The organism is Pseudomonas sp. I8001, assembly GCF_013385345.1.
In the GTDB taxonomy this organism is placed as follows: Bacteria; Pseudomonadota; Gammaproteobacteria; order Pseudomonadales; family Pseudomonadaceae; genus Aquipseudomonas.
This window is the reverse complement of the sequence record NZ_JACAQC010000053.1, coordinates 1-23,136: the sequence shown is the minus strand read 5'-3', so window position 1 is coordinate 23,136 and position 23,136 is coordinate 1. Positions and strand designations below refer to the sequence as shown.

Below are 23,136 nucleotides of genomic sequence, written 5' to 3'. Positions count from 1 at the left end.
ACAGAAGAGAGTGAGTCATGGGCGCACAGTGGAAAGTCAAACATAAAGAAGCGGCATCCAATGCCAAGGGCAAGATCTTCGGCAAGCTGGTGAAAGAGATCACCATTGCCGCCCGCAACGGTGCCGACACTGCTACCAACGCACATTTGCGCCTGGTGGTGGAGCAGGCCAAAAAGGCCTCGATGCCCAAGGAAACCCTGGAACGCGCGATCAAGAAAGGCGCCGGTCTGCTCGGTGAGACCGTGCAATACCACCGCGTAACCTACGAAGGTTTTGCCCCGCACCAGGTGCCGCTGATCGTTGAATGCGTGACCGACAACATCAACCGCACCGTGGCGGAAATCCGCGTGGCGTTCCGCAAGGGCCAACTTGGCGCTTCCGGCTCCGTGGCCTGGGACTTCAACCATGTGGGCCTGATCGAAGCCTCGCCGGACAGCCCGGAAGCCGATCCGGAAATGGCCGCGATTGAGGCCGGTGCCCAGGATTTCGAGGCAGGCGAAGAAGAGGGCACGACCTTGTTCATCACCGAGACCACTGACCTGGACGCCGTGCAGAAAGCCTTGCCGGAGCAGGGTTTCACCGTGCTGTCGGCCAAGCTCGGCTACATCGCGAAGAACCCGGTGAGCGGTTTGAGCGATGAGCAGATGGCTGAAGTCGAAGCCTTCCTGGAAGGCCTGGACAACCATGATGACGTGCAGGACATGTTCGTCGGGTTGGCGGGTTAATTCTGATTTGATGTGAACCCGGTCCAAATGTGGGAGCGGGCTTGCTCGCGAATACGGTGTACCAGCCAAGCATGTATTGACTGACACACCGCATTCGCGAGCAAGCCCGCTCCCACATTGGGTTTAGCGGAGTTTGGAAAACTGCAACAAGCTTGTGATTTCCTCGAACCCGGGCCGGGCCGGCACCTCCGGCTGGCAGCAGTTGTCCCGCAAGGTTTCCAGCGCCACGCGCTTTTCCTCGCTCAACCCCGCATCAATCCTTTCCAGCAATTCTCCCAGCAACACCCCGAACGCCCTGACTTCGATGCGCTGCAACGCGCGGGTTTCCTGGCTGTCGACCGTGGCGTGAAACGACGCTGCACCAAAGTCCCCAAGCAGACATTCACCGGCTTCATTCCACAGAATGTTGTGGCCGTACAGATCACCGTGGGTGATGCCTTGCGCGTGCAGGTGCGCCGCCACCGAGGCGATGCCCCGGGCCATGCGCAGCGCAACGTCTGCGCTGAAACGGGTGCCGGGCTCGTAGATATCCCGGGTGCACGACGCCAGGCTCGGCAGCGCCGCAAGGTTGCGATAGTTCGGTTCGATCAGTTGCATCACCAGTGCCGCCTGGCCTTGGGGATGCTCGACGACCCGGCCTTCCACCTTGATCAAATTGGCATGCAATCCGGCGGCAATGCAGGCATGCATTTCGTGCAACGGCGAGCCGTCGCTGGTGATGCTGCCTTTGTACAGTTTGACCGCAACCGCCTTGGCCGGCCCGCCTGGCGGGGCCCAGGACGCCTTGCGGATGATGCCGGAGGCGCCTTCGCCCAACACTTCGCCCAGCACCAGCTCTGACCAGGGAATATTCGGCGTCGCGTCATGGCGGGCCTCTTCCACGGCCATCTCTACCGGATTACCGGCGTAGGCCAGCCAGGTCAGGCTCGGCAAGGTCAGCAACCAGTCCGGCAGGCGGGTCATGCGGTTGGAGGCGATGCGGATCAGTTCGAGGTTTTTGCACTGGGCGAGGCTTTGCGGCAACTGCTCCAGGTGGTTACCGGCCAGCATCAGTTTTTGCAGCAAAGGCCGTTCACCCAGTTCGTCCGGCAATTGGCTGATGTGGTTATCGGTGAGGATCAGCCAGCGCAGCAAGGGTGGTAGCGACGTCGCCGGGACACTGCTGATCTGGTTCGACTTGAAGCCGATCATGCTCAACTGCGCGCACTGGCCCAGGCATTGCGGCAGTTCGGTAAAGGCGTTTTCCGAACAGAACAGCACGCGCAAATGGGGCAGGCGGTGCAGGTCATCCGGCAGGCTGCTCAGGGCATTGCCGGTCAGGTTGAGGATTTCCAGGGAGTCGGCCAGGTCGAAGATTTCCCGAGGGAACTCGGTCAGCCCACAGCGCAGGTCCAGGCGTTTGATACCGGCCAGTTGGCCGGCCTTGAGTTGGGCAAGGGTATCCATGAACGGCGCGTCACTCGGCAATAGGGGCGTGAATGGCGCTCATGATAGCGGGTTGCGGCCCGATCTTCTGCAACTGCCCCAGGCGGCTGGCGGTGCGCGCCAAATCGATGGCCTGGCCGCTCAGGGATTGCTCCAGCGGCTGCTCGCCGATCAGCACCAATTGCTTGTCCTGGTCGTAGAGCACGTCCACCAGGTTGATGAACCGTTGCTGGGCGGCAATCGGACAGTCCGCCAGGTGCGGCAGGCCGTCGATGATCCAGCGTTCATAGTCGCGGCACAGCTGCAGGTAGTCCATGACGGCGGTCGGTTGTTCGCACAGGTCGCTGAAGGTGAAGGCAATGCTGCGGTCCTGGTGCCAGCGGGCAGTCAATTGCCGGGCTCCGACGGTCAGGCTGACCGGGGCCTGATCCACTGACGGCAGGCCCAGGGCTTGGCGTTGCGCGGCAGTCCCCGGCCACACGAACTGGCCAGCGCTGAACCGCTGATCGCCATGGGCCTGGGCCAGGCTGCGAAAATCCTGGGGGGCGCTGACTTCCATGACGTCCATGCGCGCGCTGATCAGCTCGATCACCGGCTTGAACCGCTGATGGTACAAGGGGTTCGGCAGCAACCCGGCGGGCGGATAATTGGAGGTTACCAGCACCCAGACTCCGCGCCGGAACAGGGCCTTGAACAGGCGGCTGATCAGCATCGCATCGCCGATATCATGTACGTGAAACTCGTCGAAGCACAGCACGCGGCAGCCATCGAGCAACTCATCCAGAGTCACGGCCAAGGCATCGCGCTGCTGGCGATGGGCAAACATTCCCTGGTGCAGACGGGCGAAAAAGTCGTGGAAGTGCACGCGCTGTTTCTCGGCAATCGGCAACGCCTGGAAAAAGCCGTCCAGCAACCAGCTCTTGCCCCGGCCGACGGCGCCGTGCAGGTACAGGCTGCGGGTAGGGCGCCCGGCCAGCAGATGGTCGGTTTGCCGGGCCATGGTCTCGATCACCTGTTGCTGGCTTGGGCTGAGGGTATAGCCCTGTTGCCGGGCCTTGCCCTGGAAGAATGCGCTGATACCGGGGGCGGCGGTGGTCGCCGCGGTTTTACCCAGCAACCGTTTGAGCAGGGGCGGTAAAGCAGCCAATGTCAGTCACTCTGTGTTTCGGTGGTCGCTCACTTTAGAGCGCCGGTTGCGGTTTGACCAATAGAGAAGCACGGCGCGAGCTATCTGGAAAAGGCATGGGTCAATGGATCCAAAACACCGACCTGACTGGCGGATTCCCTTCAAGTGACTAACCTCATACACAGCAGTCACCCCTGTATAAGGATTTGGGGCAGTGAAGGGACACGCAGTCTTGGCAATCATGAGCGCGATGCTCTGCAACACGGTTTATGGTGCACAGCTCCAGGTTGAGGTGCGTATCGACGTGCAGCGGGGGTGCCAGTTGGTCGGCACCACGCGTGAAGCAGGGATCGAGCAGCTCGGCGTACTGGATTTCGGCAGCGGCTCCCGGCTGGATGACCCGGCAGGCCCGTTGAGTGCAGCCTTGATCAGCCAGCGCCAGCCACGCCTGGAGTGCAACCCGGATACGCCGTATCAGATGCGTGTCGACGGCGGCCTGCATGGCGGCGCCGGCGAAGTACGTTACCTGGGCGCTGCTGCCCCCTCGATCAAACCCATTCCCTATCGAATTTATGCCGATGCCGCACGCCGCATCCCCTTGGCCGTGGACGTACCGTTGAGCGGCCGCGTGCCCGATTCCGGCACGGTGGACTTGCCACTTTATGGACGCATCGAGCCGCTCAAGGAAATACCGGCCGTGGGGCGTTATTCCGACCTGCTCAAAGTGACGGTGACATGGTAAGCCGCGCCCTGGCCTGCATCGCGCTGGGCGGCCTGTTGCTCCTGGCCGAGGACGCCCAGGCGGCGGTCGCCGGGCAGATTCACGCACGGCTGGTGATCACTGCCAGTTGCCAGGTAAGCAAAGGCACCGACAGCGCGCCGGTGAGCCCGGATGGCGGCTCGGCCTTGCTGGATTTCGGCAGCCACGGACCCACCTGGGACAAGGGCCTGGGCGCCGGCATCAGTGATAGCGACAAGGCCGCGCTGGCGGTGTCCTGCAACCCGTCGGTGGTGAGCAGTTTCACCGTGACCATCGACGGCGGCGCCCACGGCGACGGCGTCACCCGGCGCTTGAGCAATGGCCGGCAAACCATACCGTATCGGCTGTCGGCCGATCCTGCGGGCCGAAGCACCTACAGCATCGGCCAGCAACGCAATTTCGTCGTGACCAAGGGCGCACAGGTACCGATCCCGGTATTCGGCTCGGTGGTGGCGAATACCAGGGCCCTACCGGCCGGCATCTACACAGACACCCTGACGGTGACTCTGGATTGGTAATTCATGAGGATGGACATCATGCATGCACTTGTATCTAAAGCAGTTCTCCCATTGGTCGCACTGGCCTGGGTATCGGGTGCCCAGGCGGCCACGACGGTCACCGGGCAGATCAGCTCCACGCTGATCCTGACCAACAGTTGCCTGGTCAACGGCGTGGGCGGCACCACCGGTTTGAACTTCGGTACGATCAATTTCGGTACCACCGACAGCCAGTTCACCACTCAGTCCGGGCAAGTACTGGGCGGCGGTGGAGGCGCGTTGTCGATCCAGTGTTCCTCGGGCACCTCGCCGGTGATCACCGTGGGCGCCGGGTCCCATGACGGCCAGTCCACCGGCGGCACCCGGGCGCTGTATGACGGCGTGGCCAATTATGTGCCGTATGACTTCTACACCGACACCGGGCATTCGACACTCCTGGCGATCAACGGAACGATCAACGTAGGTGCGAGCACGGGCGTTGCGCAAACCGTCAACATCTACGGCCAGGCCGTGGGCAAGGCAGGTCTGCCGGCGGGTACCTACACCGACACGGTGTCGGTGCAGTTGACGTTCTAGTGCCATGAAGCGGGCCTGCTGGGCGACGCTGGCGGTCATCACGGGTTGGGGAATGCCGTTGTCGTTGCTGGCGGTGACCAGCCAGACGATCCAGGTCAGCGCGACGATTGCCGCAGGCTGCCTGGTGGTGGGCGGCGGCACGAACTACGGCAGCCTGGCGTTCGGCAGCTATTCGTCGTTGTCCACCAGCACGGTGTCGGTGGCGCTGAGCAGCGGGGTAACGCTGCAATGCACCCCGGGAGTCACCTTGAGCATGAGCGTCAACGGCGGCTTGTACAACGCCAGTGGCCGGCACATGCAGCTCAATAGCGGCAGTGCTCAAGTGGCGTACCAGCTGTTTCAGGACGCGGCCCTGAGCCAGAGCCTGGGGATCAGTCAAAGCGTCAGCGTGGCCTACAGCAACGCAAACAATATAACCCTGCCGATTTACGGCCGGGTGGTGTTACCGGGTAATCAGCCTGGGGGGACGTACAGCGATGTGCTGCAGGTGCAGCTGTCCTGGTAAGGCGATTGGCATGAGGAGTGGAATCTATGTTTGCAGCTTCCCGGCGGTATTGGGTTGCGGGTTTTATCGGTCTGGTGGCGTTGGGCGGTGGGCAGGTCCAGGCTGCCAGTTCGGTGCTGATCTGGCCCATTGACCCGGTGCTGGAGGCCGATCAACAGGCCAGCGCCTTGTGGTTGGAGAACCGCGGTACAGAGACTGCCAACCTGCAGATCCGGGTATTTGCCTGGAGCCAGGGCGGGTTTGACGAGCAGTACCAGAACCAGCGCGACGTGATCGGCAGCCCGCCGGTGGCGAAGATCGAACCGGGGCAGAAGCAATTGGTGCGCCTGACCCGGACCCGGGAAGTGCCGCCGGGCCAGGAGTTGGCCTATCGGATCATCATCGACGAAATCCCCGCCGCCACCCCTGAAACCCCCGCAGCCGATGGCAAGACGGCCGCAGCCATCCGCTTTCAGATGCGTTATTCGGTGCCGTTGTTCGCCTACGGCGCAGGCCTGTGGAGCAAGGAAGATGCGACACGCCAGCGCGACCCCAAGGGCGCGGGCAAGCCTGACCTGAGCTGGAAAAAAGTCACCGTCGGCGGGCGCAACTATGTGGAGATGCGCAACCAGGGCGCGGTGCACGCGCGGCTCACCGATGTGGCGTTCAAGCAGGGCGGGCAGACCCGGCCGCTGGTAGACGGCCTGCTCGGCTATGTACTGCCGGGCGCAACCATGCGCTGGCCGGTGCCACAAGGTGTCGCGGGCGATCAGCCGCTGCAGGTGCGAGTCAATGGCGCAACGCAACTGGAGAACCTTGCGCCGGGACGGTAACGCAATGGAATAGGGCATGGAGCAGCCCTTGGTCTTAACGGATGGAGATGTCCATTGATGGACACAAAGCCTTGGTGAGCCATGGTCAGGCTCGTAGTCGATGGCGATCGGTGTGGGTGGTGGGCGGCCTGTCGGGCCTGGTGCTTGCGCCGCTTGGCGTGGCCGCGCCGTTGCCGCCGCCGCCCAGCAACATGGAGGCTGTTGCCGATGCACAGTTGTTCCTCGAACTGGTGGTCAACCAGATGGACACTGGCCGGGTGGTGGCCGTGGATCAGCGCGCCGGCGGCCTGTTTGTGCCGGCGGCCACCTTGCGGGACGTGGGCATGAAGCTGCCGGCCGAGATCACCACCGAGGTCGCGCTGGACCACCTGCCGGGCCTGCACACCGATTACGACAGCCAGGGCCAGCGCCTGGTGCTGACGGTACCGCCGGCGTGGTTGCCGGCGCAGTTCATCGGCAGCCGCAACAACTACCCGCGCGCCCAGGCACTCACCAGTTTTGGTGCGTTGCTCAACTATGACGCTTACCTGAACGACACCGATGACGCCGGCACATACCTGGGCATTTTCAACGAAGTGCGGCTGTTCGATACCTGGGGCACCTTGTCCAATACCGGCCAATACCGCACCACCTTTGGCGGCCAGGCCAGCGGCAGCACTTTGAACAATGGCTACCGGCGCTATGACACCACCTGGCGCTTTTCCGACGATGAGCGCCTGCTGACCTACGAGGCGGGCGACGTGATCAGCAGCGCATTGCCGTGGAGCAGTTCGGTACGCCTGGGCGGGGTGCAAGTGTCGCGGGATTTCGGCGTACGCCCGGACCTGGTGACTTACCCCTTGCCACAATTTGCCGGGGAGGCGGCGGTGCCGTCGTCGGTGGACCTGTTCATCAATGGCTACAAATCCAGCAGCGCAGATCTGCAGCCGGGCCCGTACACCTTGACCAACGTGCCGTTTATCAACGGCGCCGGCGAAGCGGTGGTGGTCACCACCGATGCCCTGGGCCGGCAGGTGTCGACCACCGTGCCGTTCTACGTCACCAGTACGTTGTTGCAAAAAGGGCTGTCGGATTTTTCGGTGGCGGCCGGTAATTTGCGCCGCGACTACACCATTCGGGATTTTGGCTACGGGCCGGGTGTGGCCAGCGGCACGTTTCGTTACGGGGTGTCGGACTACTTCACCCTGGAAAGCCATGCCGAAGCCTCAGGCGACCTGACCCTGGGCGGGCTCGGCGGCAACGTGCGGCTGGGCAATTTCGGGGTGCTCAATACCGCCCTCAGCCAAAGCCAGTTTGATGGCGAGACCGGCCAGCAGCTGAGCTTCGGTTATCAATACAGCAACCAGCGCTACAGCCTGTCTTACCAACGGGTAGAGCGCCGCGACCAGTACGCCGACCTCACCCTGGTCGACACGCCTTATGCGAGCCTCAGCAAGCGCAGCGAGCAGGTGACCCTGAGCCTGAACCTCAACGATTTCGGCAGCATCGGTGCCGGCTATTTCGATGTGCAGGCAGCCGATGACTCCCGCACCCGGCTGATGAACCTCACCTGGAGCAAGCAGTTGTGGCGCAACACCAGTTTCTATCTGTCGGCCAACCGTGAGGTCGGTGACAGCAACTGGGCCATGCAGGCGCAACTGGTGATCCCGTTCGACGTCTACGGGAGCCTGGCCTTGAGCAACGAGCGCAGCCAGGCCGGCGAAAGTCGCCAGCGGGTCAACTACAGCCGGGCGGTGCCGTCCGAGGGCGGCGTGGGCTACAACCTGGGTTATGCCAGTGGCGACGGCCCGGCCTATCGCCAGGCCGACCTGACCTGGCGCATGCAGTCGGTGCAATTGCAGGCGGGCGTGTACGGTAGCAGTGACGCCGAGACCCGTTGGGCGGATGCCAGTGGCTCGCTGGTGTGGATGGACAATCAGGTGTTCACGGCCAACCAGGTCAATGACGCGTTTGTGGTGGTGAGCACCGACGGCTATTCCGGGGTGCCGGTGCTCTATGAAAACCAGCTGGTGGGTGAAACCGACCGCAACGGGCACTTGCTGGTGCCGTGGAGCAGCGCGTACTACCGCGGCAAGTATGAAATCGACCCGCTGAACCTGCCGGTCAACGTGCAGACCCCTAATGTCGAGCAGCGCGTGGCGGTGCGGCGCGGCAGCGGCTACCTGCTGGAGTTCCCGGTGCGCCGGGTGATCGCGGCCAGTATCACCCTGGTGGACGCCCGGCATCAGGACCTGCCCCTGGGCAGCCAGGTGCGTCATGAGCAAACCGGGGCGCGCGCGGTGGTAGGGTGGGATGGCCTGGTGTACCTGGAGAACCTGGCGGCCCACAACACCTTGCAAGTCACTGTGGGTGAGGGCCGTACCTGCCAGGCAACGTTCGACGTGGATATCAATGAGGAGCAGGTGCCGCTGATCGGGCCGCTGGTTTGCCAATGAGACAAGGAGTGTGGGTGTGCGGGTCAAGGAATGGATAGTTGGACTGCTGGTGCTGGCGGGCCTGGGTTTTTCGCTACAGGCAATGGCCGCGTGTTCGGTGCCGGGAACCACCTCGCCGGCCGGCTTTGGCTCGATCAGTTCGATGACGGTGCGCACCGCTCCCCAGACCAGTTCCACCACCAATGCCGGCTTGAATTGTGGGGCCACGCTGATCTCGTTGCTGGCAGCCAATGATCACTTCTATGCAACCATCACGTCGGCCACCAGCGGCATGGTCGGCCCCACTGGGGATATCATCAGCTATACGATCTACGGCAGTAACAGCACCAGTTATCCGATCACCCGTGGAACCCAATTCGATTTCGGTGCCACCGGCATCGCCCAAAGCCTGGGGCTGGTATCCGGGCCGGGCACGAAAACCGTGCCGCTTTATCTGAGTTCCATCATCGGCAGCAATGTGGCGGCCGGCCTTTATACTGAGACACTAAGCATTGCCTGGACCTGGAATTATTGCTCGGTCCTCGGTGTGGGTTCTCTCTGTGTCATACGGGACACCGGCAGTGGCACGGCTTCCCTGACCGTCAGCATGACCGTGGCTAACGACTGCACAATCTCTGCACCCAACATCGCCTTCGGCAGTGCGCCGGTAGTCAGTGGTTTTTCCAGCGTGAACGGGCAGGCCACCATTGCCTGCACCAAGGGCAGCGCCTACACCGTGGGCATCAGCGATGGCCAGAACCCGGTGAGTGTAGGTGGGCAGCGGCGGATGGTTTCTGGCAGCAATTTCCTGAATTACGACATTTTCAAAAGCGCCACCACCACCCGCTGGGGCAGCGTGAGCACCGCCCGGCGCGCCAGCTCAACGGCTGAGGTGAATCCCGGGAATGGCTTGGGTACCGGTAGCCAGGTGTTCAACTACAACGCCGCGATCTATACCAACCAGACAACACCGCCGGCCGGCACCTACGTCGATAACGTGGTGCTGGATGTGGCCTTCTAGAACCGCATCGTCTGCTTGAGCATCTGCGTGGTCGACGGGTCTTGCGGGCTGACCATCGCATAGTTGTAGCCCGCGCCCGACCAGTATTCGGCCTGCAGGCCGTCGGCACTGCGGCTGCCACGAGGCAGGAATTTGTTTTCCGGGCCCGGCGGACGGATATAGAAACTGATGCGCCGCCCTTGGGGGTCTTCATACAGCACCATGGCCGCCGCGCCTTGTTCGGTACTGAGCAGGCGCCCGCTGACCGCCTTGAACCCGGCCTGGCTCAGGTCCGGCAGGCGGTAGGCCTGGTTGAAGTAACGGTCGAGCCAGCCTTGCATGTCGCCACCGCTTTGCACGTGGTAGTCGGCGGGCAAGATGCCGTCCTGGGCAAACAGGCGGTAGGCCTGCATCGCGTCGCTCATGGGCGCCATGCTCTCGAGCAGCGTAGCCTGGCGGGCCTGCCAGCCGCCGAGGCCGCCGACACTGACGGCAATCAACAGCATGGCGGCGGTTGCGAGATGGCGGCGTGACTGGCGCTTGACCCGCTGGCGAATCAGGGCCGGGTCCAGCTCGGGGTTGGCGGGTTGTTGCAGTGCGCCGCTCAACGAGGCCCGCAGGTGCTGCGCGTCCTGTTGCCAGGCGTGCACCTGGGCGGCGACGTCCGGGTGGGCCGCCAGCCAGGTTTCGAGCTGGCGGCGGTCGGCGTCCAGGAGCTGGTGATCGACGTAGGCATGCAAATCGCGTTCGCTGGGAGGCAGGCTGATCATTTGAGTATCCGCAGGGCAGGGCTGGTGATTTCGCCGTCGCTGAGCTGGCGCAGGGCCTGGCGCGCGCGCGACAGGCGAGACATCACGGTGCCCACGGGCACCTCGAGGATGTCGGCGACTTCTTTGTAGCTCAAGCCTTCCACCGAGACCCACAGCAGCAGGGCGCGCTGTTCGGTGTTCAATTTGTCGAAGGCTTGCAGGGTCGATTGCGCGATGACGGTGCGCTCGACCGACGGCTGCGAATCATCGCGGCCGGTGAAAAATTCCAGCATGCGTGTGTACCGCCGGGAGCGCCGATGGGCGTCGAGGAACTGCCGGTAGAGGATCGAGAACAGCCAGGCGCGCAAGTCGCCTTCGAGGCGTTTGTCGGCCCAACTGATGATCGCGCGCTCAAGGCTCGCCTGCACCAGGTCGTCGGCGCTGCTGGTGTTACGCGTCAGGGACACGGCAAAACGCCGCAACCTGGGAATGAGTTCACGTAACTGTTCGTCGAGTTCGTGCATGGGATTCTGGCTAGTCACTACGCTGGGACTAGGAAGACGTCCGGCGTTGAAGGTTATTCCAGGCCAATAAAAATAAACAGCAGGCCAGGGAATAGAGTGCGCTGGCGTTCGTCCCAAGTGTTCCGACCTTATGTTTCACCCACTCAAGGCCTTGGGCCCTGGAGTTATTTCATGGTAGATCACTCATCACCGCCCCGTCCGCCGCTGAGCACCGCAAGCCTGATAATTCGGTTGGCCAGCATCGGCGTGGTGGTTGCCGTCGTGGCCGGGGCGTTTGCCTACGTTAACGGAAGCCTCGACCCACAGCGGTTGCGTCCCAAAACCCTGGTCAATGCCTTGGAAACCAACAACGGCTTGCACCCTGGCTACCGGCGTAACCATGCCAAGGGCGTGTGCGTGGCCGGTTATTTCGAGAGCAGCCCCGAGGCGCGCCAGTACTCCAGTGCCCAGGTATTCAGCGAGGCGCGTACCCCGGTTATCGGGCGTTTTGCGCTGCCCAGCGGCAACCCGTATGCGCCGGACAGCAGCGTGCCGATCCGCAGTTTTGCCTTGCAGTTCAACTTGGTCAACGGCCAGCAATGGCGCACCGGGATGAACAGCATGCCGGTGTTCCCGGTGGGCACGCCCGAGGCCTTCTTCGAGATGCTCAAGGCCGGCGCACCTGACCCGGCCACCGGCAAGCCGAACCCGGCAGGCATGCCGGCGTTCTTCGCGGCGCACCCCGAGACCGCGCCGTTCCTGGCCTGGGTCAAGACCGCCAAGCCATCTGCCAGCTATGCCACTGAAACCTATAACGGCATCAACGCGTTTTACCTGGTAAACGCCAGCGGCCAACGCCAGGCCGTGCGCTGGGGCGTCGTACCGCAAAGCCAGGATGCTGCGGGGGCTACGGCGCCCGCCGGCAGCGACTTCCTCGAAAAAGACCTGGCCCAGCGCCTGGTGGCCGGGCCGTTGCGCTGGCAGTTGAACCTCACCCTGGCCAACCCGGGCGACCCGGTGGATGACGCCAGCAAGACCTGGACCGGTGAGCACAAGGTGCTGAATGCCGGGACCCTGGTGCTGGAAAGCAGCCAGCCGCAAATGGACGGTGATTGCCGTGACATCAACTTTGATCCACTGGTGCTGCCGAGCGGTATCGAAGCCTCGAATGACCCATTGCTGGCCGCCCGTTCGGCGGCGTACGCCAGTTCCTACCTGCGTCGCACCAGCGAAGTCAGCCAGCTGCACAGCGCCCCTCAGGAGTCGAAGCCATGAATGCCCAACCCCGGTTTTTCGCCCCGCTGGCGCGGCTGCTGCATTGGCTGATGGCGTTGATGATCATCGCCATGCTGTTTATCGGCGCGGGCATGGTGGCCTCGGTTTCCGAACGCCATGAGTGGCTGATCCACCTGCACAAGCCGCTGGGCATTGCGATCCTGGCGCTGGTGATCGTGCGCCTGGTGGTGCGTTTTTCCACGCGCCAGCCGCCGCTGCCTGCCGACTTGCCGCTGTGGCAAGTGCTGGCGGCCAAGGCCTCCCACGTGGTGCTGTATGCGTTGATGCTGGTGTTGCCGCTGCTGGGCTGGGCGATGATTTCAGCGGCCGGTGACCCGGTGATGCTCAGCAGTTCGGTGCAGTTGCCGGCGCTGGTGGGGGCGAATGCGCCGTTGTTTGCCGTGTTGCGCAAGGCTCACGGTTACCTGGCGTATTTGCTGTTTCTGACGGTGTTGTTGCACCTGGCGGCGGCGCTGTTCCACGGTTTGATCCGGCGTGACGGTGTGTTGCAAAGCATGACCGGCAGCAAGGACTGAAGCCTTCCCCGGCGACGGTTGCTGTGAGGCAGCCGTCGCCGGGATCGTGGATGTTTAGCGCAATACGCCGACGATATCCGCCACGCTGCTCAACACGTCCTTGCCCAACTGCATCGAGCGTTTGCCCGACCAGCCGGTGTGCGGGTTGGGCGCGTCGTCGTTGTCCTTGAAGGGCATTTCCAGGGTCAGGGACAAGCAATCGAACTTCTCGCCGACGCTGTTGCACGCCAGGGTCATATTGGCTTCGCCCGGCAAATCGCGGGTGTAGCCATGCGCGGTCTGAAAATCCCGGGTGAGGTTGCTCAGGTGGCTGCGGAAGTGTTTTTCCAACTGCTCGATACGTGGCGTGTAGCCCGGGTTGCCTTCACAACCGGCGGTGAACACATAGGGGATTTCCTCGTCGCCGTGGATATCCAGGAACAGGTCAACGCCGTACTTTTCCATTTGTTGCTGGACGAACAGTACTTCGGGGCTGATCTCCTGGCTCGCACTCTGCCAGGCGCGGTTGAGGTCCTGGCCCATGGCGTTGGTGCGCAGATGCCCATGGAACGCGCCATCGGGGTTCATGTTCGGTACCAGGTACAGGTCGGCGGCGGCCAGGAGCTTTTTCAGCTCGGCGTCACCGTCCTGTTGCAGGCGCTCGATGATGCCTTCCATAAACCATTCGGCCATGTGCTCGCCGGGATGCTGCTGGGCGATGATCCAGACCTTGCGCTTGTTGGCCTCGCCCTTGCCACGGCGCAGCAGTTGGATATCACGGCCTTCGACACTTTTGCCGGTGGCCAGCAATTGCGTGCCGGCGCGGTTCAGCGCCTGGTCGATCAGCCAGTCGTGGCGTTCGCGGCTGTAGGGTTCGAAGTAGGCGAACCAGGCCTGTTTTTCACGGGTTTCGAGGGTGATGTGCAGCGTCTCGCCATCAAAGCGGGTGGGTACCCGAAACCAGTTGATATGGTCGTAGGACGCCACGGCGTTGTAGCCGCTCCAGGCGTGCTTGTAAGACGAGTGGCCGGCATTGCTCAGGCGGAAGGTATGGGTGTGACCCACGTGCATGCCTTCGGCCTTGAAGTGGAACCACTGGAAGTGCTGGCTGCGCGTATCGGGCTTTATCGCCAGCAGCAACTGGTGAGCATCACTGGCGTCGAGCACCTGGATATTGCCACTGTCGAAGTCGGTGCTGATCTTGATGGAGGTCAAGGCCACGGTCATAGTCTGGTTGCCTGAATATGAGTGTTGTGGCGGGCATTTTACACCGGAGCGGGGCAAAGCCTGGATGCAATTTTTGCGGGTGAAGAGGGGGCGTCGTCCATGACGCCGCCGCAGCTTAGAATCTATGAGATTGATTCTCAAGTGCTATTTTTGAAAGAACCGGCCTAGAGCGCTCGATCGACTTTCTTTTGGCGATGGTCTTTTGCTACCATGCGCGCCATCAAGCAACACACAGTCTTCATTAGCCTGAAGTCACGCCAGGGAAAAACTGGCAAAAAAAAGACCCGGCCAAAGAGCCGGGTCAAAAACCGTGATTAGCCTGATGAGGAGATATTCCAAGAGTCCGACCTAAGGTCTCTTGGTCTATCGACTGATCTCGCGATCAGCTAGGTCCAATAATAATCATTATCATTTGCAAGTCAAATGTTTTTATCCCTCGGATAGAAATATTTTTCCCGCGTGCCTGTTACAGGCTGGCCGGCTGTTCGGCGCCCCTCGCCGAAAGCCGCAGTGACCGCTCCACCATCACCTTCGCCATATCAATCAAATAGACCACTGAAAACGCCAGGTCCCGGCTATTGCCGTGGGCGCTGTTTGCCGATTCGTACGCAGTGGCCGCGGCGCTGCGCAGCAGGTCGGAGGCGTGGACCAGGGCCTCCTCGTCGCTGATGCCGGGCTTGACCTCGAACAACGTATCGTCAACGGAGGGCGGTGCGGCATCCTCTTTCAGGTAATAGTCCAGCGCGCGTTGGGCGGCGCCACTGCTGCGCAGGAACAGCCGCTCGTCTTCATCGCAGGTGTCGGGCAGGGTATACGAGGTGGTCGTCATAAGGGCAGTGCTCTGTGTGGGTGTCGAAAGCCTGCAATCGATATTAGTACTAATCGTATTTATGGCGTTTTATTGATTACTACAAACTGTTTATTGTCGTGGTGAGTACACAACGTATTGTCAGGGCCCATGGATAAATGGATAGCGTTGGTCAAGGCCAACATGAAAGACCGCAAGGTCACGCAGGACCAACTGGCGTCGCGCCTGGGCATGTCTCAGGGCGGGGTCGGCCACTGGCTGAACAAGCGTCGGGTGCCGAGCCTTGCCGATATGAACCGGGTGATGCAGGAGCTGGGCCTGGATGGGCTCGAGGTCGCGCTGGTGGTTCGCGAAAAAGCGCTCGCGGCGGTTGCCGAGGAACTGCAGCCGGCGCCGCACTACAACCCGAATTACCGTTACCCGGTGAGCGAAGGGAAGGGAGGCTACCCATTGCAGGAAGAACCTCGGCCGTACGGCGTTACTCGTTTTCAGATGAGCGACTATCAGGCCCGTGGCAAGGCGTTCTGGATGCGCGTGACTGGCGACGCCATGACCGCCCCCAGCGGCTTGAGTATCAATGAAGGCACGATGATTCTGGTGGACCCGGCCATCCAGCCCGAACCCGGCAAACTGGTGGTGGCCCAATGGGCATTTGATTCCCAGGCGATCTTGCGCAAATGGGTCAGGCAGAGCGGCCAGCTTTACCTGGTGCCGCTCAACCCAACGTACCCGAAGATGCTGTTCAGTGAAGAGTGCCGGATCATCGGCGTGGTGGCGCAGGCGGTCACGAGGTTTTAACTCGCGGCTTCCAGCTCCACCAGTGCGCTGCCTTCACCGACCATTTCGCCTTCCTGGCAGTACAGCGCCTTGACCACGCCGGCATGGGGCGCGCGAATGCTGTGTTCCATCTTCATGGCCTCCAGCACCACCAACTGCGTACCGGGTTCAACGGTTTGCCCGACTTCCACCAGCACTCGCACGATGCTGCCGTTCATCGGTGCGGTCAGGCCGCCCTGATGGGACTGGCTGGCGTCGACGGCGGCAATGGGGTCGAACAGGCTGACACTGTGCACCTCGCCGTCCCAGCGCAAAAACACACTGCCGCCCTCGCGTACCGCCAGATGGGAGCGGCGCACGCCGTGCTGGTCGATCAGCAATTGTTCGCCGTGCAACTGGGGCGGGTTGACTCCGGCTTGCAGCATTACCAGGCGATCCTGGCCGTTGCAGCTCAGGTGCAGGGAAACCTCGCCCGGCAAGCCTGCGCGAAAACCTCGGGTGTCGGCCCAGGGCGAACGGGTGTCAGTGCTCGGTTGGGTCTGCATGAACGCCTGGCCGGCGGCCTGCCAGAATGCCTCACTCAATTCGCCAGGCGCCGGCAGCAGCTCATCCTGATAACGCGGGATAAACCCGGTATCGAGCTCGGCAGCGGCAAACGCCGGATGGCCGATAATGCGCCGCAAGAAGCCCAGGTTGGTCTTCAGTCCACCCACGGCAAATTCATCGAGCATGCCCAGCAGCCGCAGGCGCGCCTGTTCGCGGTCTTCGCCCCAGGCAATCAGCTTGCCCAGCATCGGGTCGTAGAACGGCGACACGTTGTCGCCTTGTTCGACGCCGCTGTCTACCCGGCGCCCGGGCCCTGGCGTGGATTCGCGGTACAGCGCCAGGTGCCCGGTGGCCGGCAGAAAATCGTTGGCCGGGTCCTCGGCGTACAGGCGCACTTCAATCGCATGCCCCAGCAGTGGCACTTGCTCCTGAGTCATCGGCAGCGGCTCGCCCTGGGCCACGCGAATCTGCCAGGCCACCAGGTCCAGGCCGGTGATGGCCTCGGTCACCGGGTGTTCCACCTGCAGCCGGGTGTTCATCTCCATGAAGAAAAACTCGCCCCGGGCGTCCAGTAGAAACTCCACGGTGCCCGCGCCCACGTAGCCGATGGCCTGGGCCGCACGCACGGCCGCTTCGCCCATGGCCTTGCGCTGCTCGGCACTCAGGCCCGGCGCCGGGGCTTCTTCGACGACTTTTTGATGGCGGCGCTGGATAGAGCAATCGCGCTCATTGAGGTACAGGCAGTGACCGTGCTGGTCGGCGAACACCTGGATCTCCACGTGACGCGGCTTGAGCAAATACTTTTCCACCAGCATCTGCGCATTGCCAAACGAGGACAGTGCTTCACGCTGTGCCGAGGCCAACGCTTCGGCCAGTTGGCTGACGTCCTCGACCACCTTCATGCCCTTGCCGCCGCCGCCTGCCGTTGCCTTGAGCAGCACCGGGTAACCGATACGCTCGGCTGCCTGGCGGAAAGTCTCCAGATCCTGGGCGTCGCCGTGGTAACCCGGCACCAACGGCACGCCGGCGGTTTCCATCAACGCCTTGGCGGCCGATTTGCTGCCCATGGCATCAATGGCCGAGGCGGGCGGGCCGAGGAAGATCAACCCGGCGGCTTCAATGGCACGGGCAAACCCTGCGTTCTCCGAAAGAAACCCATAACCCGGGTGAATCGCCTGGGCGCCGCTGGCCTGGGCCGCGGCGATCAGTTTGTCGATTTGCAGGTAACTGTCGGCGGCCTTGCTGCCGCCCAGGTCCACACGAATATCAGCCTCGCGGGCGTGCCGCGCGTCACGGTCGGTGGCGCTGTGCACGGCCACGGTGGTCAGGCCCATGGCCTTGGCGGTACGCATCACCCGACAGGCGATTTCGCCACGGTTGGCTACCAATACGGTAGTAAGCGTCTTCATGAACGCGGCTCCTGAGGCTGCCAGTTGGGCGCGCGTTTTTGCAGAAAGGCACGCAGGCCTTCCTGGCCTTCGGCGCTGACGCGGATCCGGGCGATGGAGTTTTCGCAGTAGCGACGCAATGCTGGCGTCAGGGCACCGTGGCCGACTTCCCGTAGCAGGTCCTTGCTGGCGCGCATGGCCGCGGGGCTGTTGAGCAGCAGATTGGTAATCCACAATTCGACATGTATGTCCAAATCATCGGCAGGATAACTTTCCGCCAGCAAGCCGATTTCCCGTGCCCGCTGACCGCCAAAGCGATCCGCTGTGAGGGCATAGCGACGGGCTGCCCGTTCGCCGATCGCCTGCACCACGAACGGGCTGATCACCGCCGGCGCCAGGCCAATGCGCACTTCCGACAGGCAGAACTGCGCATCGTCGGCGCCAATCGCCATGTCGCAGCAACTGATCAACCCCAGGGCACCACCGTAGGCCGCACCCTGGACTACCGCCAGCGTCGGGATCTTCAGCTTGGCGAGGTTGTACATCAGCTCCGCCAGTTCTCGGGCATCGTCCAGGTTGGTGTGGTAATCCAGTTCGGCCGACTGCTGCATCCAGGCCAGGTCGGCGCCGGCGCTGAAGTGTTTGCCGCGCCCGCGCAGTACCAGAAAGCGCAGGGCCGGATCGCCTTGCACCCGGTCCAGGGCAATGATCAGTTCGCGGATCATTTCGGCATTGAACGCGTTGTTCTTGGCTTCACGACTGAGCCACAGCGTGGCAAAGCCACGGGGGTCGGTGATGAGTTCGAGGGTGTTGAAATCGCTCATGGGGTGCAGCTCCATTTACATGCGGAACACGCCGAAGCGGCTCGGCTCGATGGGGGCGTTCAGCGCGGCGGACAGGGCCAGGGCGAGCACGTCGCGGGTCTGCAGCGGGTCGATGACGCCGTCATCCCACAGCCGTGCGCTGGAGTAGTAGGGGTGGCCCTGGGTTTCGTACTGGTCGAGGATCGGCTGCTTGATCGCCGCTTCCTCATCGCTGCTGAAACCCTGGCCCGCGCGCTCGGCCTGCTCACGCTTGACCTGCACCAGCACGCCGGCGGCCTGTTCGGCGCCCATCACGCCGATGCGTGCGTTGGGCCACATCCACAAGAAGCGCGGGTCGTAGGCGCGTCCACACATGCCGTAGTTACCGGCGCCGAAGCTGCCGCCGATGATCACGGTGAACTTCGGCACCTTGGCACAGGCTACCGCTGTCACCAGTTTGGCGCCGTGCTTGGCGATGCCGCCGGCCTCGTATTTCTGGCCGACCATGAAGCCGGTGATGTTTTGCAGGAACAACAGCGGAATCCCGCGCTGGCAGGCCAGTTCGATAAAGTGCGCGCCTTTTTGCGCGGCCTCGGCGAAGAGGATGCCGTTGTTGGCCAGGATCGCAATCGGATAGCCGTGCAGGTGCGCAAAGCCGCACACCAGTGTGGTGCCAAACAACGCCTTGAATTCATCGAACACCGAGCCGTCCACCAATCGCGCGATCACCTCGCGTACATCGAACGGTTGCTTGGCGTCGGCCGGAATCACGCCGTACAGCTCTTCGCTGCTATAAAGCGGCGCCAGCGGCGTGCGTTGTTGCAATTGCCCCAGCTTGCGCCAGTTGAGGTTGGCCACACTGCGCCGAGCCAGGGCCAGCGCATGTTCGTCGCTGTCGGCATAGTGGTCGGCCACCCCGGAAATCTTGCAGTGCACATCGGCACCGCCCAGGTCTTCGGCGCTGACCACTTCACCGGTCGCCGCCTTCACCAGCGGCGGGCCGGCGAGGAAAATGGTGGCTTGCTGGCGGACCATGATTGCTTCGTCCGCCATCGCCGGTACATAGGCGCCACCGGCAGTGCAGGAGCCCATCACCACTGCGATCTGCGGGATGCCCTGGGCGCTCATGTTCGCCTGGTTGAAGAAGATCCGTCCGAAGTGCTCGCGGTCCGGGAACACTTCATCCTGACGCGGCAGGTTGGCGCCGCCGGAGTCCACCAGGTAGATGCAGGGCAGGCGGTTCTGCTCGGCGATGGTCTGGGCGCGCAGGTGTTTCTTGACGGTCAGCGGGTAGTACGAGCCGCCTTTCACCGTGGCGTCGTTGGCGACGATCATGCATTCGACGCCTTCCACCCGGCCAATCCCGGCAATCACCCCGGCAGCGGGCACGTCTTCGCCGTACACCTGATAAGCCGCCAGCTGGCTGAGTTCAAGGAACGGCGAGCCAGGGTCGAGCAAGCGATTGATCCGCTCGCGGGGCAACAGCTTGCCCCGCGACGTATGCCGCTCCTGGGCCTTGGCGCCGCCGCCTTGCTGCACCTGGGCGAGCAGGGTATGCAGGGCGTCGACCTGTTGGAGCATCGCTACGCTGTTGGCGGCGAATTCCGCCGAGCGCGGGTTGAGCTGGGTGTGCAGGGTAGCCATGGTGCGCGCTCCGTTCAGCGGGTTTCGTTAAACAGTTCGCGACCGATCAACATGCGCCGGATCTCACTGGTGCCGGCACCGATTTCATACAGCTTGGCGTCACGCAATAGACGGCCAGCCGGGAACTCATTGATATAGCCATTGCCGCCGAGAATCTGGATCGCGTCGAGGGCCATCTGGGTAGCGCGTTCGGCGCTGTAGAGGATCACGCCGGCGGCGTCCTTGCGCGTGGTTTCGCCGCGCTCGCAGGCCTGGGCCACGGCGTACAGGTAGGCGCGGCTGGCGTTGAGCTGGGTGTACATGTCGGCGACCTTGCCCTGGATCAGCTGGAACTCGCCGATGCTCTGGCCGAACTGCTTGCGGTCATGGATGTAGGGCACGATCAGGTCCATGCAGGCCTGCATGATCCCGGTCGGGCCGCCGGACAGCACAACGCGTTCGTAATCGAGGCCGCTCATCAGCACTTTCACGCCGCCATTGAGTGCGCCGAGGATGTTTTCTTCCGGCACTTCGACGTCATCGAAAAACAACTCGCAGGTGTTGGAGCCGCGCATGCCGAGCTTGTCGAACTTGTTGCTGCGGCTGAAGCCCTTCGAGTCGCGCTCGACGATAAACGCGGTGATGCCGTGGGCACCCTTTTCCAGGTCGGTCTTGGCGTAGATCACGTAGGTATTGGCATCAGGGCCGTTGGTGATCCAGGTCTTGCTACCGTTGAGCACATACACACTGCCGCGTTTATCGGCGCGCAGCTTCATGGAGACCACGTCGGAGCCGGCGTTCGGCTCGCTCATGGCGAGTGCGCCGATGTGTTCGCCGCTGATCAGCTTGGGCAGGTATTTGAGTTTTTGCTCATGGGTGCCGTTGCGGTTGATCTGGTTGACGCAGAGGTTGGAGTGCGCGCCGTAGGACAACGCCACCGAAGCCGAGCCCCGGCTGATTTCTTCCATGGCCACCACGTGGGCCAGGTAGCCCAGGCCGGCGCCGCCGTATTCTTCCGGCACGGTGATGCCCAGCAGGCCCATATCGCCGAACTTACGCCACATATCGGCGGGGAACAGGTTGTCGATATCGATCTGCGCAGCGCGCGGCGCCAGTTCCTTGGCCACGAAGGATTGCACCTGGTCGCGCAGCATGTCGATGGTTTCACCGAGGGCGAAGTTCAGGGAGGGGTAACTCATGGACGGGCACCTTCTAGCGTTGTTTTTGTATGGCCAATACGCCGGGGAGGGCGATCACCTTTACGTTAACGTAAACTTGCGTTGCGGGCCTGTCAATCGTAGTTTACGTTTACGTCAACCTACAAAAAAGACAACAGGGGTCGTTATGGATCAATCGAATCAGAGCTACAGCCGCGGCTGTCAGGACAAGGCCTTGCTGGCCATGACTATCGGCCAGGCCTTTGATCAAACGGTTTCGCGCTACTCCGACGGCGAAGCCTTGGTCGTGGGCCATCAACAGCGTCGCTACACCTGGCGGCAACTGGCAGAGACGGTTGATTTGCATGCACGTGCGTTCCTGGCCTTGGGGATGCAGGCCGGCGACCGCTTGGGCATCTGGGCCCCCAACTGCGCCGAGTGGTGCATCAGCCAGGTCGCCAGCGCCAAAATCGGCGTGATTCTGGTCAATATCAACCCGGCGTATCGCAGCAGTGAATTGGAGTACGTACTCAAGCAATCCGGTTGCCAGTGGTTGGTGTGCGCCGGGTCGTTCAAGACCTCCGATTACCACGGCATGTTGCAGGAGCTTCAACCTGACCTGCGCGGCATCATCAGCCTTGATCCCAGCCCGCCCCCGGGGTTTACGCCCTGGTCGCAATTGGCGGCCCTCGGGGCAGGCGTCCCGCCCGAGCAATTGCAGATCCGCCAGGCCGGCCTGCACTTCGATCAACCCGTCAATATCCAGTACACCTCCGGCACCACCGGCTTCCCCAAGGGCGCCACCCTCAGTCACCACAACATCCTCAATAACGGCTACATGGTTGGCGAAAGCCTGGGCCTGACGGCGCAAGATCGCCTGGTGATCCCGGTGCCGCTGTATCACTGCTTTGGCATGGTGATGGGTAACCTGGGCTGCATCACCCATGGCACCACGATGATCTACCCGAGTGACGGTTTCGACCCATTGCTGACCCTGGCTGCCGTCGCCGAAGAACAGGCCACCGGGCTATACGGGGTGCCTACCATGTTTATCGCCATGCTTGATCACCCGCGCCGCGCCGAGTTCGACCTGTCGCGCCTGCGCACCGGGATCATGGCGGGCGCCACTTGTCCGATCGAGGTGATGCGCCGGGTTATCGGCGAGATGCACATGAGTGAGGTGCAGATTGCCTATGGCATGACGGAAACCAGCCCGGTGTCGTTGCAGACCGGGCCGGATGATGACCTTGAGCGGCGTGTTACGACGGTTGGCCGGACCCAGCCACAGCTGGAAAGCAAGATTATCGATGACGCCGGTAACACGGTTGCTCGGGGCCAGGTAGGGGAGCTGTGTACCCGGGGCTACAGCGTGATGCTCGGTTACTGGAATAATCCTGACAGCACTCGTGAGGCTATCGACGAGGCGGGCTGGATGCACACCGGCGACCTGGCGACCATGGATGAACATGGGTACGTGTGCATCGCCGGGCGTAACAAGGACATGATCATTCGCGGAGGTGAGAACGTGTACCCGCGGGAGTTGGAGGAGTTTTTCTTTACTCATCCGGCGGTGGCGGATGTGCAGGTGATCGGGATTCCGGATGAGCGTTACGGTGAGGCGATTGTGGCGTGGATCAAGTTTCATCCGGGGCATGTGGCTAATGAGCTTGAGCTGCAGACGTGGTGCAAGGGGCGGATTGCGCACTTCAAGATGCCCAAGCATTTCAAATTTGTGGATGAGTTTCCGATGACGGTGACGGGGAAGATCCAGAAGTTTCGGATGCGGGAAATTATGATTGAAGAGTTGAAGGGGGGGTGAGGGGTGTTTATCCGTTATTCAGGTAACGGCGGCTTATGGTTTCGCTCTTACAGCGAGTCACTTTGCAAAAGCGGCAAAGTAACCAAAGCGCTCTGCCCCGCCTGTC

The 23,136-nt window shown here is 62.4% G+C and carries 22 protein-coding genes; 12 read left to right on the top strand and 10 right to left on the bottom strand.

The genetic code is table 11. From position 1 onward, the window contains the following. Positions 1–17 precede the first annotated feature (17 nt). Positions 18–725 carry a YebC/PmpR family DNA-binding transcriptional regulator gene (locus tag HX839_RS27275; protein ID WP_102369528.1) on the top strand — a complete coding sequence of 236 codons (708 nt, stop codon included), beginning with the start codon at positions 18–20 and terminating at the stop codon, positions 723–725. A gap of 123 nt (positions 726–848) precedes the next feature. Here the strand turns inward: HX839_RS27275 and HX839_RS27270 are convergent, their stop codons facing one another. Beyond that, complete coding sequence (locus HX839_RS27270) at positions 849–2,171, bottom strand: leucine-rich repeat-containing protein kinase family protein (RefSeq protein WP_177067996.1); 1,323 nt, start codon at positions 2,169–2,171, stop codon at positions 849–851. Positions 2,172–2,181: 10 nt separating this feature from the next. Next, positions 2,182–3,297 carry a cell division protein ZapE gene (zapE, locus tag HX839_RS27265; protein ID WP_177067995.1) on the bottom strand — a complete coding sequence of 372 codons (1,116 nt, stop codon included), beginning with the start codon at positions 3,295–3,297 and terminating at the stop codon, positions 2,182–2,184. A 229-nt stretch (positions 3,298–3,526) separates the two neighbouring features. Here zapE and HX839_RS27260 point away from each other — a divergent pair, with 229 nt between their 5' ends. The 7 genes from HX839_RS27260 to HX839_RS27230 are packed head-to-tail and all read left to right on the top strand — an operon-like array spanning position 3,527 to position 9,861. Beyond that, positions 3,527–4,018 carry a spore coat U domain-containing protein gene (locus HX839_RS27260; protein WP_003212438.1) on the top strand — a complete coding sequence of 164 codons (492 nt, stop codon included), beginning with the start codon at positions 3,527–3,529 and terminating at the stop codon, positions 4,016–4,018. Further along, entirely contained in the window at positions 4,012–4,554 is a 543-nt protein-coding gene (locus HX839_RS27255) for a spore coat protein U domain-containing protein (protein WP_177067994.1), read from the top strand. The genes HX839_RS27260 and HX839_RS27255 overlap by 7 nt, the downstream gene beginning before the upstream one ends. An 18-nt stretch (positions 4,555–4,572) precedes the next feature. Then, entirely contained in the window at positions 4,573–5,109 is a 537-nt protein-coding gene (locus HX839_RS27250) for a spore coat protein U domain-containing protein (protein ID WP_177009827.1), read from the top strand. Between the two features lie 4 nt (positions 5,110–5,113). Beyond that, positions 5,114–5,614, top strand: coding sequence for a spore coat U domain-containing protein (locus tag HX839_RS27245; protein WP_023658977.1), 501 nt, complete (start codon positions 5,114–5,116; stop codon positions 5,612–5,614). 26 nt (positions 5,615–5,640) lie between these two features. After that, positions 5,641–6,426 carry a molecular chaperone gene (locus HX839_RS27240; RefSeq protein ID WP_177029090.1) on the top strand — a complete coding sequence of 262 codons (786 nt, stop codon included), beginning with the start codon at positions 5,641–5,643 and terminating at the stop codon, positions 6,424–6,426. A gap of 41 nt (positions 6,427–6,467) precedes the next feature. After that, positions 6,468–8,861 (top strand): fimbria/pilus outer membrane usher protein, encoded by a 2,394-nt coding sequence (locus HX839_RS27235; RefSeq protein WP_177067993.1) that lies wholly within the window; start codon positions 6,468–6,470, stop codon positions 8,859–8,861. 16 nt (positions 8,862–8,877) lie between these two features. Continuing rightward, positions 8,878–9,861: a spore coat protein U domain-containing protein gene (locus tag HX839_RS27230; protein ID WP_371315656.1), complete on the top strand. Its 984-nt coding sequence runs from the start codon at positions 8,878–8,880 to the stop codon at positions 9,859–9,861. Here HX839_RS27230 and HX839_RS27225 read toward each other — a convergent pair. Further along, positions 9,858–10,610, bottom strand: coding sequence for an anti-sigma factor (locus HX839_RS27225; protein WP_003212454.1), 753 nt, complete (start codon positions 10,608–10,610; stop codon positions 9,858–9,860). The genes HX839_RS27230 and HX839_RS27225 overlap by 4 nt on opposite strands. After that, on the bottom strand, positions 10,607–11,113 hold the full coding sequence (locus HX839_RS27220) for an RNA polymerase sigma factor (protein ID WP_003212456.1): 507 nt from the start codon (positions 11,111–11,113) through the stop codon (positions 10,607–10,609). The genes HX839_RS27225 and HX839_RS27220 overlap by 4 nt, the downstream gene beginning before the upstream one ends. A gap of 171 nt (positions 11,114–11,284) precedes the next feature. Here HX839_RS27220 and HX839_RS27215 point away from each other — a divergent pair, with 171 nt between their 5' ends. Continuing rightward, a complete protein-coding gene (locus tag HX839_RS27215) occupies positions 11,285–12,367 on the top strand; it encodes a catalase family peroxidase (RefSeq protein WP_087694665.1) in 1,083 nt (360 codons plus the stop codon). Then, positions 12,364–12,903, top strand: coding sequence for a cytochrome b (locus tag HX839_RS27210; protein ID WP_003212459.1), 540 nt, complete (start codon positions 12,364–12,366; stop codon positions 12,901–12,903). The genes HX839_RS27215 and HX839_RS27210 overlap by 4 nt, the downstream gene beginning before the upstream one ends. Before the next feature lie 54 nt (positions 12,904–12,957). On the opposite strand, the gene HX839_RS27205 is transcribed toward HX839_RS27210, so the two are convergent. Both HX839_RS27205 and HX839_RS27200 read right to left on the bottom strand, forming a co-directional pair. Beyond that, the gene (locus HX839_RS27205) at positions 12,958–14,109 is read right to left on the bottom strand and encodes a M14-type cytosolic carboxypeptidase (RefSeq protein WP_008431496.1); all 1,152 of its coding nucleotides are present in this window, start codon (positions 14,107–14,109) and stop codon (positions 12,958–12,960) included. Between the two features lie 466 nt (positions 14,110–14,575). Further along, entirely contained in the window at positions 14,576–14,938 is a 363-nt protein-coding gene (locus HX839_RS27200; protein ID WP_003212463.1) for a DUF6124 family protein, read from the bottom strand. Positions 14,939–15,067: 129 nt separating this feature from the next. Here HX839_RS27200 and HX839_RS27195 point away from each other — a divergent pair, with 129 nt between their 5' ends. After that, positions 15,068–15,715 carry a LexA family transcriptional regulator gene (locus tag HX839_RS27195; protein WP_177021354.1) on the top strand — a complete coding sequence of 216 codons (648 nt, stop codon included), beginning with the start codon at positions 15,068–15,070 and terminating at the stop codon, positions 15,713–15,715. On the opposite strand, the gene HX839_RS27190 is transcribed toward HX839_RS27195, so the two are convergent. The 4 genes from HX839_RS27190 to HX839_RS27175 are packed head-to-tail and all read right to left on the bottom strand — an operon-like array spanning position 15,712 to position 21,253. Continuing rightward, positions 15,712–17,649: an acetyl/propionyl/methylcrotonyl-CoA carboxylase subunit alpha gene (locus HX839_RS27190; RefSeq protein WP_177067991.1), complete on the bottom strand. Its 1,938-nt coding sequence runs from the start codon at positions 17,647–17,649 to the stop codon at positions 15,712–15,714. The genes HX839_RS27195 and HX839_RS27190 overlap by 4 nt on opposite strands. After that, positions 17,646–18,452 carry a gamma-carboxygeranoyl-CoA hydratase gene (locus tag HX839_RS27185; protein WP_003212468.1) on the bottom strand — a complete coding sequence of 269 codons (807 nt, stop codon included), beginning with the start codon at positions 18,450–18,452 and terminating at the stop codon, positions 17,646–17,648. Before HX839_RS27185 ends, HX839_RS27190 begins: the two co-directional genes overlap by 4 nt. Before the next feature lie 15 nt (positions 18,453–18,467). After that, a complete protein-coding gene (locus HX839_RS27180) occupies positions 18,468–20,075 on the bottom strand; it encodes a carboxyl transferase domain-containing protein (RefSeq protein WP_008431506.1) in 1,608 nt (535 codons plus the stop codon). Positions 20,076–20,089: 14 nt separating this feature from the next. After that, positions 20,090–21,253: an isovaleryl-CoA dehydrogenase gene (locus HX839_RS27175; RefSeq protein ID WP_003212472.1), complete on the bottom strand. Its 1,164-nt coding sequence runs from the start codon at positions 21,251–21,253 to the stop codon at positions 20,090–20,092. Positions 21,254–21,398: 145 nt separating this feature from the next. Here HX839_RS27175 and HX839_RS27170 point away from each other — a divergent pair, with 145 nt between their 5' ends. Beyond that, positions 21,399–23,030 (top strand): AMP-binding protein, encoded by a 1,632-nt coding sequence (locus HX839_RS27170; RefSeq protein ID WP_087694671.1) that lies wholly within the window; start codon positions 21,399–21,401, stop codon positions 23,028–23,030. Positions 23,031–23,136 lie beyond the last annotated feature (106 nt).